Genomic DNA, 14,085 nt, shown 5'->3' with positions numbered 1-14,085 from the left:
CCACCGAGATAGCGACTCCCGGACGCCGGGGGGTCGCTATCTCGGCGGTGCGTCGCTATCTCGGCGCGTGGGCTCACTCGGCGAGCGCGAAGCCTGTCGTCCAGGACGTCTTCTCCCCCGCGGCGAGGGTGAGCTGGAGGAAGCCGAGCGCCTCGAGCTCGTGCGCGCGCTTCAGCGAGCCGGCGTCGACGACGCGCACTCCGGACACCGCGCCGGCGAGCGCGGCCTTGGCGTCCGCGTCGTCGCCCGCGACGAGGACCGTCGTCGGGAGCGGACCGACCTGCCCGGAGGCGAGGGTCGCGGCGAAGTTCGTGTTGAACGCCTTGAGCACGCGCGCGCCGGGCACGCGCTGCTGGATCTGCGCCGCAGCCGACGAGCCGTCGGGCACGACGAGGGCGTCGAAGGTCGCGAAGTCGAGCGGGTTGGTGATGTCGACGACGACCTTGCCGTCGAGGCGGTCGCCGTAGAGGTCGACGACTTCCGCCACGGCCCCGTACGGGAGGGCGAGGACGACGACGTCGCCCTTGAGCTCGTCGCCGACGGTCCCGGCCGAGACACGAGGATCGAGGTCGGTCGCCTCGCGCGTGAGGACCTGCACCTCGCTGCCCGCGGCGAGCGCGAGCCCGGCGATCGCGGTGCCCATGTTGCCCGCGCCGATGATGGTGATGCTGCTCATGGTGGCTTCCCTTCCTGCGCCGGCCGCCCGGTCGGCTGTTAGTTGTTGCTACAACCATCACCCTACGACGCTAAACTTGTAGCGTCAACTATTACGATGGTCACACCGGAGGAGGCCCGATGACGACAGAACCCCGCTGGCTCGACGACCAGCAGCTCGACGCGTGGAAGCGGCTCGTGGCGGTCGTGGAGCTGCTACCGGGCGTCCTGGACACCCAGCTCCGGCGCGACGCCGACCTCAGCCACTTCGAGTACTACGTGCTCGCCATGCTCTCCGAGGCCCGCGACCGCACGCTGCGCATGACCGACCTCGCGGGCGCCACCAACGCGACGCTCCCCCGCCTCTCCCACGTCGTGGCCCGGCTCGAGAAGCGCGGGCTCGTCGAGCGCGTCCCGTGCCCCGAGGACCGGCGCGCCACCAACGCGCACCTCACCGACGCCGGGTGGGCCAAGGTCGTCGCGACGGCGCCGGGCCACGTCGCCACCGTCCGGGACCACGTGATCGACGCGCTGACCCCCGAGCAGGTCGAGCAGCTCGACGCCATCGCGGGCGCGATCCTCGAGCGCGTGGACCCCGACGACCGCATGGGCTTCCTGCGCCGCTGACCGGCCCGCTGGACCGCTCGCTCGCGCGGGTTCGTCAGCCCGCGACCTCCGCCGCCTCGAGCCACGCCGCCTCGAGCTCGTCCTTCTCGGCCGCGAGCGTGCGCAGCTCGGCGTCGAGCTCGGCGACCGCGGCGAAGTCCGTCGCGTTCGCGGCGATCTTCTCGTGCAGGCGACCCTCCGCCTCGGCGATCTTCGACAGCCTGCGCTCGATGCGGTTGATCTCCTTCTTCGCCACACGCACCTCGGCCGCGCTCGGACCGGCCACGACCGATTCGCTGTCCGCGCCGCCGTCGGCCCCCGACGCGGGCGCGAAGCCGCTCGACGACGCCCCGGCGCCCGCGAGCGCCGCGCGCCGCAGGTCGAGGTACTGCTCGACGCCGCCCGGCAGGTCGCGCACCTGACCGTCTCCGAGCAGCGCGACCTGGCGGTCCGCGACGCGCTCCAGCAGGTAGCGGTCGTGCGAGACGACGACCAGCGTCCCCGGCCAGCCGTCGAGCAGGTCCTCGAGCGCGGCGAGCGTGTCGGTGTCGAGGTCGTTCGTCGGCTCGTCGAGCAGCAGCACGTTGGGCTCGGCGACGAGCAGCCGCAGGAGCTGCAGGCGGCGGCGCTCGCCGCCCGAGAGGTCGCGCACGAGGGTCTGGGACCGCTCGCGCGTGAACCCGAGCCGCTCGACGAGCTGCGAGGCCGTGAGCTCCTTGCCGTCCACGACGACGGACCGCTTCTCGTCCTCGATCACCTGGATGACGCGCGACCCGGCGATGTCGTCGAGCTCGCCGACGTCCTGCGACAGCTCGGCGACGTGGACGGTCTTGCCGCGCTTGACCCGCCCGGAGTCGGGCTCGCGCCGCCCGGCGAGGAGCGCGAGGAGCGTCGTCTTCCCGGCGCCGTTGACCCCGACGACGCCGTACCGGTCGCCGGGCCCGAGGCGCCACGTGACGTCGTCGAGCAGCACGCGCCTGGCCACGTCCGCACCGGCCGCGCCGCGCACGGGGACGGCGACCGTCACGTCCTCGAGGTCGAGCACGTCCTTGCCGAGCCGCTTGGTCGCGGTGCGCGTGAGCTCGAGCGTGTCGCGCGGCGGCGGGACGTCGGCGATGAGCGCGGCGGCGGCGTCGAGCCGGAACTTGGGCTTGGACGTGCGGGCGGGTGCCCCGCGGCGCAGCCACGCGAGCTCCTTGCGCAGCAGGTTGTCGCGCTTCTCCGCGGCGACGGCGGCGGTCCGCTGGCGCTCGGCGCGCGCGAGCACGTAGGCGGCGTAGCCGCCCTCGTACCCCTCGACCGCACCGGAGCCGTCGCCGCGCACCTCCCACATGCGCGAGCAGACGGCGTCGAGGAACCAGCGGTCGTGGGTCACCACGACGAGCGCGCCCCGGGCGCCCGGGCGCGCGAACCGGTCGCCCAGGTGGGCGGCGAGCCACGCGACGCCCTCGACGTCGAGGTGGTTGGTCGGCTCGTCGAGGAACAGCACGTCGTGGTCGGCGACGAGGAGGGCCGCGAGCGCGACGCGGCGCCGCTGCCCGCCCGACAGGGTGTCCGCGGGGGCGTCGAGGTCGAGGTCGGCCAGCAGGCCGGCGTGCACGGTGCGGATGCTCGCGTCCGACGCCCACGCGTGCGTCGCGGCGTCGCCGTGCACGAGGTCGCGGATCGTCGCGCCGGTGCCGACGTCGTCGCGCTGGTCGAGCAGCCCCACCCGCAGCCCGCCCACCCGGGTGACGCGGCCGCCGTCGGGCTGCTGCGTGCCCGCGAGGAGGCGCAGGAGCGTCGACTTGCCGGCGCCGTTGGGGCCGACGATGCCGACGCGGTCGCCGTCGTCGAGGCCGAGAGAGACGTCGTCGAGCAGGGTGCGGGTGCCGACGGTCAGCGAGATGCCGTCGGCGCCGAGAAGATGAGCCACGCCGTCGAGCCTAGCGACCTCGGCGGCGCCCTCGTCCGGGGCGCCGGTGCGCGAGGCCCGACCGCGCGCCTCGCGCCCGATGGGGACTCCTCCCCCTTGCGCCGGGCCGCGTCATGACGAAAGGTGACCGTGACAACCGTCCCCCCTGCCAACAGAGGTTCACCATGTCCTTCTACGGTGCCGACGTCGCCGCGCTGCGCGGGCTCGCCGACACGTTCCAGGGCGAGTCCGCCAGGCTCGAGGCGACGACCTCGGCGCTGCGCGCCGCCGTCACGTCGACCCCGTGGGCAGGTCCGGACGCCGAGGCGCTGCGGGCACGGTGGCACGGCGAGATGGAGGCGGCGCTGCGAGCGGCGTCGACCCTGCTCGACGACGGCGCGCAGAAGCTCCGCGTGCAGGCCGAGCAGCAGGACAGCGCGAGCGCCGTCGACGGCGGCGGGAGCCGTGGCGGCGGTGCTGGTGGCGGTAGCGGCGGGATCCCTGGTCTGCCGGGCGATCACACCCTGCCCGACCTGCCGCCGATGACCGAGCAGCAGGAGCCGCCGACGATCGTCGCGACGGAGCACGTGACGTACGAGCAGGGCATCGGGGTCGGCCCGGGGGAAGGGAGCGCCGGGTTCGAGTACCGCATCGACGAGCTCTCCGACGGGACGTTCCGGGTCACCCAGCTCGCCGGGGGCAGCCTGGGAGTCGGAGAGGGCACCCCGACCCCCTACGTCGAGGGGCACGTGAACGAGCACGGCGTCAACCTCGGCGCGCAGGCGGGCGCCTCGGGCGGGGCGGTGCTGAACGTCGGGAGCGAGTACACCTTCGCGAGCCAGGACGAGGTCGACGCCTTCCTCGCCTACCAGCAGCGCCAGACGATGCACTACATGGGGCCGGAGCTCGGGTCGTACGTGCCGCCGAGGCCCGACGCCACGATCGTCGAGGCGGGCGCCTACGCGACCGGGTCCGCCGGGGGTGCGGTCGTGCCGCTCGCTGGGGGGAGGGCCGAGGTCGAGGTCGAGGGCCTGGTCGGCACCCGCGTGGACAACAACACGGGCACCACGACGGTCTACGTCCGCGGCGACGCCGGCGCAGGCATCGAGGGCACGGGGATCGTCCCGGGCAGCAAGGACGCCGGCGGGCCCGGCGTGTACGCGGTCACGTACGACGCGAGCGGCAACGTCGTGCCCAACCCACCGAGCTCGCTCATCACGACGCCACCCGGCGGTACGGTCGTGAAGGAGCAGGGTGTCGGGTTCTCCGCCGGGACGCCGCTGCCCGTGGTCGGCGGAGGGAGCGTCTCGGTCGGAGGGTCGCGCACCCGCACCGAGTACCCCGAGCAGGGCTGATCGGCGGGCCCTCCTACTTCAGTCCCGTGTGCGCGAGGCCCTGGACGAACTGCTTCTGCGCGACGAGGAACACCGCGAGGACCGGCAGCACCGTCAGCGTCGTCGCCGCGAGCTGCACGTTCCACATGGGACCGCCGTAGGCGTCGACGTACTGCGTGAGCGCCTGCGGGAGCGTGAACCGGTCCTTGCTGGACAGGTACACGATCGGCTCGAGGTACAGGTTCCACGACTTGAGGAACGTGAAGATCGCGACGGCCGAGATCGCGGAGCGGGACAGCGGGAACGCGATCCGCCAGAAGATCCCCCAGCGCCCGAGGCCGTCCATGCGCCCCGCCTCCTCGAGCTCGCCCGGGAGGCCGAGGAAGAACTGGCGCATGATGAACGTCGCGAGCACGCTCGGCGCCCCGAGGATCGGGATGACCACGAGCGGCCAGTGCGTGTCGATGAGCCCGAGCGAGTTGACCATCCGGAACAGCGGGACGATCGTCACCTCCGACGGCACGAGCAGCCCCACGAGCACGAGCAGGAACAGCGCGTTCGCCCCGGGGAACCGGATGCGCGCGAACGCGTACCCGGCCATGGACGACACGAGGATCGTCCCGACGGTCACCAGCGCGGCGATGTAGAGGCTGTTCCAGTACTGCTGCGCGAACGGCTGCAGCCGGAACACGTCCCCGTACGCCGCGAACGACGGGTCCTGCGGCCACAGCGTCGGCACGGCGCGGAGGATCTCGCTCATCGGCTTGAGGCTCGACGTCGCCATCCACCACGTGGGGAACACGAAGGGAACGCTCAGCACGACCAGCAGCGCCACGAGCGCCCAGCGTCCCCACCGGCGCCGGGACCGCGCGGCCCGGTCCCGACGCGCGGGCGCGTGCCGTGGGCGGTCCGCGCCGTCGCCCGTGCCCGACGCCGCGGGCCGGGCCGGGTCACCGTCCGCGCCCGGGAGCGTGGCCGGGCCGGGCATCACGTCAGACTTCATGGAAGACCCACCTCTTGCGCGTCTGCCACTGCACGAGTGTCAGGACGAGGACGATGACGAACAGCAGGACGGAGATCGCGCTCGCGTAGCCGAAGTCGTTGAACCGGAACGCCTGCTGGTACAGGTAGTAGACGAGCACCGTGGTCGAGTTCCCCGGCCCCCCGCCCGTGAGCACGGCGATCTGCGCGAACACCTCGAGCGAGCCGACGATCGTGAGGATCGAGACGAGCAGCACGGTCGGGCTGATGAGCGGGAGCGTGATCGACCGGAAGCGCCGCCACGCGCCGGCCCCGTCGATGCGCGCGGCCTCCTGGACCTCCTCCGGGACGCCCTGCAGCGCCGCGAGGAACAGGATCATGTTGAGGCCGACGTTCTTGAACACCTGGACGACGATCACCGAGATCATGGCCGTCGTCTCGCCCCGCAACCAGTTCGGGCCCTCGACGCCGAGGAGCGACAGGAAGCCGTTGATCCCGCCGTCGGCCTGGAGCAGGAAGCTCCACACGATCGTCCACGCGACGAGCGACACGACCACCGGTGAGAAGAAGAACGTCCGGAACGTCGTGGTGCCCGGGAGCTTCTGGTTGAGCAGCACCGCGAGCAGCAGGGCGAGCGAGATGTTGAGGACCACGAGCCCGACCGAGAACCACAGGCTCGCGAGCAGCGAGTCGCGCAGGCCGGGGTCGGAGAGCATGCGCTCGTAGTTGTCGGCGCCCGCGAACGTGAACGTGTTCGCGAGGACGTTCCACTCGTGCAGCGAGTACCAGACCACGGCGACCAGCGGTGCGACGACGAACGCGAGCGCGCCGAGCACGGCGGGCGCGACCATGGTGTACCCCACGGCCGCGTCCCGTCGTGCGAGTGCGGAGGACGCCACGCTCAGTCCCCGAGCAGGGGCTGGATCGCCGCGCACGTGTCGGCGAGCACGCCCTCGACGTCGGCGTCCGCGGTCCACAGCGCGTCGAGCTGGGCCCGCACCGTGTCCTGCAGCTTCGCGAAGTTCCGGTGCGACGGCTTGGTCACCGCGCCCTGGATGCCGTCGACCACGACCGCCTGGAGCTGGGTCTCGCTGAGCTTCGGGTTCGCCGCGCCGAGCGTCTCCGCGTTCAGGAGCGACTCGCGCGGCGGCGGGAAGTACGCGGCGAGCGTCTCGGCGTTCTCCGGGTTGGTGAACCACGCGAGGAAGTCGGCGGCGACGTCCGGGTGCTCGCCCGCCGCGAAGACGCCGATGCCCGCCTGGCCGATGACGTTCTGCTGACCCGCGGGACCGGCCGGGAGCGGCACGACGTCCCACGCGAACGAGTCGTCGAGCGCGGACGCGCGGCTGATCTGCGTGATCGTCATCGCGGCGTCGCCCGCGAAGAAGTCGGCCGTCGTGCCCGGACCGGGCATCGCCTTGTCCACGAACGTCGCGTCGTGGATCCACGTGAGCGCGTCGACCATCTCCGGGTCGGTGAACGTGCACTGTGTGCCGTCCTCGTTCCACGGCGCCGCGTCCCAGCCGTCCCAGACGGTCGACAGGTTCTCCCACACCTTGAAGTCGAAGTCGCGCACCACGAGGCCCTGCTTGCCCGACGCCGCGGCGGCGGCCGCCGAGATGTCGCGCGCCTGGTCGTAGGTCCAGTCCCCGGAAGCGACGAGGTCGGCCGGGTTCGGCTGGCCCGCGGCGGCGACCTGGTCGGTGTTGACGAACATCGCGAACGGCGAGTTGGAGAACGGGTAGGCGAAGAGGCCGCCGTCCTTCTCCCACAGCGCGAGCGAGGAGTCCAGGAGGTCGTCGTACTCGTACCCCTCGGTCTCCTGGAGCTTCGGGGCGACGTCCACGAGCGCGCCGCTCGCGACGAACTCGGGCGCGTAGCTCTCGAGGATCCACGCGAGGTCCGGGGCGTTGCCGCCCGCGAGCTGCGTCGTGAGCGACGTCGTGTAGTCCTCGAACGGGATCGTCTCGAACGTCACGCCCGAGACGAGGTCGGGGTTGTCCGCGACGTACGCGTCGGCGATATCCTGGAACTGCGCGAGCTGCGTCTCGTCGGCCGTCCAGACGGTCATGCGCAGCTCGACGGGCTCGCTCGGCGTGCTCGGCTCGCCGGCGACGTCGTCGCCGCCGCCGGAGCACGCGGTGAGGACGAGGGCGAGCGCGACGCCGCCTGCGGCCAGGGGTGCGCTCACGAGGCGGTGTCGGATGCGGGCCGGGCGGGGTGCGCGGCGGGGGGTCAGGGGGGTCATCAGTTCTCCTTCGGACTGAGGGTGGCCGTGTCGGTGCGGGCGGGGCCCGCGTCAGTAGGGGTGTGCCTCGGCGGGCCAGCGCAGCTCGACGCCGGCCCGGACGAGCTCGTCCTGGTAGTCGGCGAGCAGGTCGGCCTTGGACTGGACGGCGTGCGGCGTGCGCCCGGTCGCGAGGCAGTGGGCCGCGAGGTGGCCGGCGGCCTCGCCGATGTTCCACTCGACCGGGTGCAGGCGGTAGCAGCCGTTGGTGATGTGCGTCGTGCCGATGTTCTTGTTGGCCGCGAGCAGGTTGGTCACACGCTGCGGGAGGAGCGCGCCGAGGGGGATCTCGAACGGGGTCGACGCGACGTCGATGTACGTGTCGCCGCCGGTCGAGGGGTGCAGGTCGATGCGGTACATGCCGACGCCGACCGAGTCGTCGTAGCGCGTCGCGCCCCGGTCCCCGCGCACGGCGTACGAGACGTCGTTCTCCGTCACCGTCGTCACCGCGCGCAGGCGGCGGGACTCGCGGTGGTAGGCCGCCTGGGCGAGGCCGTCGGCCGAGCCCATGACGTCCGGTCGCAGGCGCAGTCCGGGGAACCCCGTCCCGCCGTCGGGGCGGGGCGCCTCGGTCTGCATCCAGTAGAGCATCGAGAGGCTGAGCTGCCGGGCGTCGGCGATCCGCGCCTCCTCCACGTCGCGCGGCACGTCGAGCACCGGCGCGAGGAAGTAGTCGATGCTCGGCCAGTTCACGAGGCACAGGTCGCTCGCGTAGTGGCCGGGCGCGAACAGGTCGCGCGCCGCGATGCGCCGGAACGTCCACAGGTTGCCGTCGCCCGGGTTCTTCGACTGGTCGGCGTCCACGGCGCGCGCGTCGTCGCCCGGGTTCGGCGTGAAGGACCGCACGTCCATCGCGAGCGTGCGCGGGTTCGGCGCCTCCCACGACAGCATGCGCCGCCCGTTCCACGGGCCCGGGGTGTACGTGCTCCAGAAGTCGTAGCGCTCGGGACGGTCGATCGTGTGGTCGCCGTCGACGTGCTCGACGGCGAAGCACACGCTCAGCGCCTGCACGTTGTCCGGCTGCGCCTCGTCGGGAGCGCTCGGCTCCCCCGTCTCACGGTTCGACTCGAAGCCCGTGACGTACTCCGTGCCCGTCAGGGGCAGGAGGTCGCCCGTCTCGGTCGCGTCGACGATGAACGCGGCGTGGACCGTCACGACCTCGTCGGCGCCCGTACCGTCGCCCGGGCTGACCGGGGTGAGCGTCACGGAGGTGACGCGGTCGCCGTCGGTGGTGGCCGCCGTCGGGCGCACGCGCTCCAGCAGACGGATGCGGCCCGCGGACCGCCACGGGGCGAGCATCTCCTCGAGCACCCCGACCGCGACGCGCGGCTCGTGGCACAGCTTGGAGACCCAGCCGGCGCCAGGGTTGAGGGCGTCCCACGAGCGCGCGGCGTCCGTCAGCGGGTACGAGCGGCGGTACACGTCGCGGATGCCGTCGCGCAGCGCGCGGTAGCGCGCGGTCACGCCGAACCGCTCGACCCACGCGCTCTCGTCCGGCGGCACCGCCTGGGACGTGAGCTGCCCGCCGATCCACGGGTGCTCCTCGGTGAGGACGACGCGGGCGCCCCGCTCCGCGGCCGCGAGCGCGGCGGCGACGCCGCCGAGCCCGCCGCCGACGACGAGGACGTCTGCCTGGAGGTCTGGATGGGTCACGCTGGTTCCGTTTCTCTGGTGCTCTGGTGCTCTGAGGTCTGCAGGGACGGTCCGGCTGCCGGGGGTGGCGCGGGCGGTGGCGCGGCGACGGTCTCGCCGTCGACGTCGACGCACTCGAGGAGCTGGTGCAGCTCGTCCTCGGGGACCCGGGCGGCGCGCGCGGCCTTGCGGTCGGAGCGGCCCGAGCCGGACTCGGCGACGAGCCGCGAGAGCAGGACGAGGGCGCGCGCCCCCATCTCCTCGCGCGGGATCGAGAACCCGGACCACCGGCGCCCGCCCGGACGCCCGTGGTGCGGCTGGCCCAGGAGGAGGAAGGAGACGTCGTCGGGCACGCGGACCCCGCGCCCCTCGAGCTCGTCGACGAGCTCCTCGGGATAGTTCTCCGGGGCGACGACGACGGCCGTGAGGCGCTGGTCGACGATCTCCGCGGCCGTGGCCGGGACGTCGTCGAGCTCGACGAAGCGCACGGTGAGCCCGTGCGCCTTCATCGTGGCGCGGTAGGCGTCGACGCGGTCGAGCGTCGGCTGGTCGGTGCCGCGCGGCCCGACGTAGCCGATGCGCTCGTGGCCGAGCGTGACGAGACGCTCGACCTGGCGCGCCGTCGCCGCGACGTAGTCGGCGCCGACGTAGGGCAGGCGCCCGCCGTCGCTCCCGCGCTTCCCGATGAAGACGAACGGGTAGTTCGTGTCGAGCAGGTGCTGGAGCTCGCCGCGGTCCTCGTGCTGGCCGAGCAGGAGGCAGCCGTCGGCGATCCCGAGGCGCTGCCACCCGTCGCGCGTGAGGCGGCGCCGGCCGTCGACGACGCGGGCGCTCGTGAAGAGCAGGATGTCGATGCCCAGCTTCTCGGCCGCGTGCTCGATGCCGACCAGGAACGGGCCGTAGAAGTCCCGGCCGGCGCGCGGGAACGTCGCCTCGTAGGTGAAGACGCCCAGGATCTGGTTGTGCCCGCCCGCGAGGCGCTGGGCCACGGGGTTCGCCGAGTAGCCGGTGATGCGGATCGCGTCGAGCACGCGCTGACGGGTCTCCTCGCTGATCCGCACCCCGGCGGGCGTGCTGTCGTTCAGCACGAACGAGACCGTCGCCTGGCTGACGCCCGCCATGGCGGCGACGTCGGCCTGGGTGATGCGGTGCCTCGGCATGGATCCTCCTCGATCACGTCGTCGATGACGTGCGAGGAGTCTCGCCAGAGCGGCGCGTGCGGGTCAACGCGGTAATACGCATTATTACGTCGCGAACGCTGGCACTCCGCGCCTCTGTCCGCCGCCGGTGATCCGCATAATCGGCGACGCGACGGTCACCGCCGCCCCGGCGGGCGACTGCCGGAGGATGCACGACGGGCCCAGGGACGCACTCGGAGGTGCATCCCTGGGCCCGCTGTGCCGCGCGTGCGTGCGGCGCTATCCGCAGGTCAGCGCGTCGTAGGTCGCCGAGGTCGAGCCGTGCTGGACACCGTCGGCCCCGGCGACGTCGACCCTCGCCTCCCCGGCCTCGACCGACGTCGCCCGCGTCGCGAAGGACTGGTAGGCGCTGCGCCCGGGCTCGACGTCCGCCACGGTGCGCTCGCCGAACGGCGTCACGAGCCGGACCGTCGTCGCGGCCTCCCCCTCGTTGCGCGCGGTCACCGCGACGTACGCGCGGCCCGCGAGGCAGCGCGTCACGGCCTGCACCTCGACGGCGGGCACGTCGTCGTCGCACGCGGCCGCCTCCTCGGCGGTCGGGGTCCACCGGAACCAGTCGAACGACGCCACGATCTCCGGCGGCGTCGCGGAGCCGCGCATCGCGAACGGCCCGACGCCCGTCGCACCAAGCGCCGCGACGTCCACGGTGCGACCCCAGGGCGCGAACTCGACGCCGTCGACCGACACCGACGCCTGCACGGCGCTCCCGTCGCTCGCGAGGCGCAGCCAGAAGGTCTCACCGAGTCCTGCCGGCGGGACGACCGAGTCGAACCCCGTGTTGCGGTCGGTGCCGTTCTGGCGCCAGATGAACTCGACGCGCGGGCCGAGCGAGCCGTGCACGAGGTCGAGCTTCGCGTAGTTCGCGTCGTCGCGGTACAGGAGCAGGCCGCCCTGCTGGAAGCGCTCGGTCGGGGAGACGGAGACGGCCGTCGTGACCTCCCAGGGCCCGTCGGGGACCGCCTGGAGCGGCAGCGAGGCGCCCGCGACGCCGGTCGGGTACGTCGGGACGCGCAGCGCGCCGTCCACGAGCTCGTGGCGAGCGGTGCCCGCGCGGACGACGGACCACCGCGCCGGGTCGAGCGTCGTGCCGTCGAACTCGTCCGACGCGGCACCGCTGCACTGCTCGCGCAGCGGGTCGGGGTCCTGGCCGGGCTCGGGCGGCCGGACGGCGTCGGGGTCGCGCTGCGCCCACGCGATCGTCGCGCCCAGCCGGTCGCCGGACTCGTAGAAGAGGTAGGTCTCGTCGCCGTCGGTCACGATCTCGGGCGCGGCCACCCGGCCGGTGTCCTCACCGACACCGCTGGCCCTGTGGAGCTCCCACCGCGGTCCGACCTGGGTCATCGTCGGGTCGAGCGTGCGGGCGAACGTGATGCCCGTGGAGCCGTGGTAGACCACGTAGAGCTGGCCCTCCCACTCCCACAGGTTGCCGCCGGACACGTTCGTGCCGGTCGCGGCGTCGGGCACGACGAGCGGGTCGGGCCGCACGTCCCAGGCCTTGCCGTCGACCGACTCGGCCACCTTGATGCGCCGGATGTTGTCGGTCCGGTTCTGCATGTACGTCATCGCGAAGCGGTAGCCCGACGCTGGGTCGGGGTGCTCGACGACGCGCGCGTAGGACGTCTCGGTGGTCCCGGCACCGCCGTCGGCGTTGGTGACCGCGACCCCGGAGTCGTCGAACGTCACGCCGTCGTTCGACGTCGCCCACCGCGTCGTCGAGTTCTCGCCGTGGAAGTACAGCAGCACCTCGTCGGCCGCGTCGTCCCACAGGACGTCGGGCGACGAGACGTGCGAGACGCGCTCGTAGAACGGCAGCCACTCGTCCGCGACGATCGGGTTGTGGGCGTACTCCGTCCACGGGCCCTCGAGCGAGTCGGCGTACATGAGCGAGATCCCGCCCGGGGAGTCGTGCGGGGCGTAGTACAGGTACCACTCCCCCAAAGCGTCGTCGAGGTAGGCGCCCGCGTGGAAGACGCTCGGGAAGATGAACTCGTCCGTCGGGTTGTAGATCATCGACTCCTTGTCGGTGATCACGCCGCGGTACTCGAAGACCGGGAGGTCGGACGCGGACGGGGCGTCGGCCGCCGTCGCGCCCACCGGCGCCGGGGCGAGGGCTGTCGGCGACGGCGCGGCCACGGCGGGGGCGACCGCGCCGGCTGCCACCATCGCGGCCAGGGCGACGACCGCCGCCGTCGCGACGCGGCGTCTCCGGCGGGGTGCTGGTGCTCGGGTTCTCACAGGGGACCTCCATCGGTTCCTCACCGGCGGCCTCGTCGCCGACCGGGCGCCGCGCGCGCGGCGGCGGCTGGTGGCAGTCTCGCCGCACCGGCCCCGCGCGGGTCAAAGGGATGATGCGCATTATTAGCGTGGCCCGGAGCTCTCCTCGCCGGCGCTAGAGTCGTCCCGACCCGACATCGATGTCCGACATCACCCTTGTGCGCCCTCCGGAGGATCGCCACCGTGCCGCTCTTCGACCTGCCCCTCGCCGAGCTCGAGACCTACGCTCCCGCGCTCGACGAGCCCGCCGACCTCGACGCGTTCTGGGCGCGCACCCTCGCCGGGTCACGCGCGGCCGGCGGCGACCTCGCCGAGACCGTCCGGCTCGAGCGCGTCGACGCCGGGCTGGAGACGGTCGTGGTCGACGACGTCACGTTCCCGGGCTTCGACGCCCAGCCGGTCAAGGCCTGGCTCGTGCGGCCCGCCGCAGCCGCGCGCGCGGCGGCCGCCGGGGACGGCCCACCGCTCACCGCCGTGGTCGAGTACCTGGGATACGGGGGCGGCCGCGGCCTGCCCCACGAGCACCTGCTGTGGGCGAGCGCGGGCTACGCGCACCTCGTCGTCGACACGCGCGGACAGGGCAGCGGCTGGGGCGCGGGAGGCGACACGCCCGACCCGGTCGGATCAGGCCCGGCCACACCCGGCTTCCTGACGCGCGGCGTCCTCGACCCGCACGAGCACTACTACCGCCGCGTCATCACCGACGCCGTGCGGGCGGTCGACGCCGTCCGCACGATCGACGGCATCGACGCCGCCCGCGTCGCCGTGACCGGGGTGAGCCAGGGCGGCGGCCTGACGATCGCCGTCGCCGGCCTCACCGAGGGCCTCGTCGCCGCCATGCCCGACGTGCCGTTCCTCACCCACTACCGCCGCGCGGTCGAGATCACCGACCGCCCGCCGTACTCGGAGATCACGCGCTATCTCGCCGTCCATCGCGAGCACGAGGACGCCGTCTTCCGCACCCTCTCCTACCTCGACGGCGCGAGCCTCGCGCGGCGCGCGACCGCGCCCGGCCTGTTCTCCGTGGCGCTCATGGACCCGGTCTGCCCGCCGTCCACCGTGTACGCGGCGTACAACGGCTGGGCCGCGGACGCGGGCGCCGGGGACGTCGCGCGCGCGATCGACGTCTACCGCTTCAACGAGCACGAAGGTGGCCAGGCCTACCGCTTCGCCCGCCAGCTCGCCTGGCTCCGCGAGCACACCCGCTAGCCACGGCCGCGTACC

11 protein-coding genes are annotated in these 14,085 nt (G+C 73.2%); 3 read left to right on the top strand and 8 right to left on the bottom strand.

What is annotated here, in order from left to right; genetic code table 11:
* Positions 1-73 precede the first annotated feature (73 nt).
* On the bottom strand, positions 74-676 hold the full coding sequence (locus tag ACFC2L_RS15130) for an NADPH-dependent F420 reductase (RefSeq protein ID WP_375825106.1): 603 nt from the start codon (positions 674-676) through the stop codon (positions 74-76).
* Between the two features lie 119 nt (positions 677-795).
* On the opposite strand from ACFC2L_RS15130, the gene ACFC2L_RS15125 reads away from it, so the two are divergent.
* On the top strand, positions 796-1,281 hold the full coding sequence (locus ACFC2L_RS15125; protein ID WP_375825105.1) for a MarR family winged helix-turn-helix transcriptional regulator: 486 nt from the start codon (positions 796-798) through the stop codon (positions 1,279-1,281).
* Between the two features lie 34 nt (positions 1,282-1,315).
* Here the strand turns inward: ACFC2L_RS15125 and ACFC2L_RS15120 are convergent, their stop codons facing one another.
* Positions 1,316-3,175 carry an ABC-F family ATP-binding cassette domain-containing protein gene (locus ACFC2L_RS15120; RefSeq protein WP_375825104.1) on the bottom strand — a complete coding sequence of 620 codons (1,860 nt, stop codon included), beginning with the start codon at positions 3,173-3,175 and terminating at the stop codon, positions 1,316-1,318.
* Positions 3,176-3,339: 164 nt separating this feature from the next.
* Between ACFC2L_RS15120 and ACFC2L_RS15115 the strand changes: the two genes are divergently transcribed.
* Positions 3,340-4,509, top strand: a complete 1,170-nt coding sequence (locus ACFC2L_RS15115; protein WP_375825103.1) for a WXG100 family type VII secretion target — start codon at positions 3,340-3,342, stop codon at positions 4,507-4,509.
* A 13-nt stretch (positions 4,510-4,522) separates the two neighbouring features.
* Here the strand turns inward: ACFC2L_RS15115 and ACFC2L_RS15110 are convergent, their stop codons facing one another.
* From ACFC2L_RS15110 to ACFC2L_RS15085, 6 genes are all read right to left on the bottom strand, one after another.
* Positions 4,523-5,491, bottom strand: coding sequence for a carbohydrate ABC transporter permease (locus ACFC2L_RS15110; protein ID WP_375825102.1), 969 nt, complete (start codon positions 5,489-5,491; stop codon positions 4,523-4,525).
* The gene (locus ACFC2L_RS15105) at positions 5,481-6,368 is read right to left on the bottom strand and encodes a carbohydrate ABC transporter permease (protein ID WP_375825101.1); all 888 of its coding nucleotides are present in this window, start codon (positions 6,366-6,368) and stop codon (positions 5,481-5,483) included. Before ACFC2L_RS15105 ends, ACFC2L_RS15110 begins: the two co-directional genes overlap by 11 nt.
* Before the next feature lie 2 nt (positions 6,369-6,370).
* Positions 6,371-7,717 (bottom strand): ABC transporter substrate-binding protein, encoded by a 1,347-nt coding sequence (locus ACFC2L_RS15100; RefSeq protein ID WP_375825100.1) that lies wholly within the window; start codon positions 7,715-7,717, stop codon positions 6,371-6,373.
* Between the two features lie 51 nt (positions 7,718-7,768).
* On the bottom strand, positions 7,769-9,409 hold the full coding sequence (locus ACFC2L_RS15095; RefSeq protein ID WP_375825099.1) for an FAD-dependent oxidoreductase: 1,641 nt from the start codon (positions 9,407-9,409) through the stop codon (positions 7,769-7,771).
* Positions 9,406-10,548, bottom strand: coding sequence for a LacI family DNA-binding transcriptional regulator (locus ACFC2L_RS15090; RefSeq protein WP_053370163.1), 1,143 nt, complete (start codon positions 10,546-10,548; stop codon positions 9,406-9,408). Before ACFC2L_RS15090 ends, ACFC2L_RS15095 begins: the two co-directional genes overlap by 4 nt.
* A gap of 258 nt (positions 10,549-10,806) precedes the next feature.
* Entirely contained in the window at positions 10,807-12,822 is a 2,016-nt protein-coding gene (locus ACFC2L_RS15085; RefSeq protein WP_375825098.1) for a DUF1349 domain-containing protein, read from the bottom strand.
* Positions 12,823-13,044: 222 nt separating this feature from the next.
* Here ACFC2L_RS15085 and ACFC2L_RS15080 point away from each other — a divergent pair, with 222 nt between their 5' ends.
* Positions 13,045-14,070, top strand: a complete 1,026-nt coding sequence (locus tag ACFC2L_RS15080) for an acetylxylan esterase (protein WP_375825097.1) — start codon at positions 13,045-13,047, stop codon at positions 14,068-14,070.
* Positions 14,071-14,085 lie beyond the last annotated feature (15 nt).

Origin of the sequence: Cellulosimicrobium sp. NPDC055967, from assembly GCF_042269845.1 — a bacterium.
Lineage (GTDB): Bacteria > Actinomycetota > Actinomycetes > Actinomycetales > Cellulomonadaceae > Cellulosimicrobium.
The sequence above is the reverse complement of the archived record's forward strand: the minus strand, read 5'-3'. Positions and strand labels throughout refer to the sequence as shown.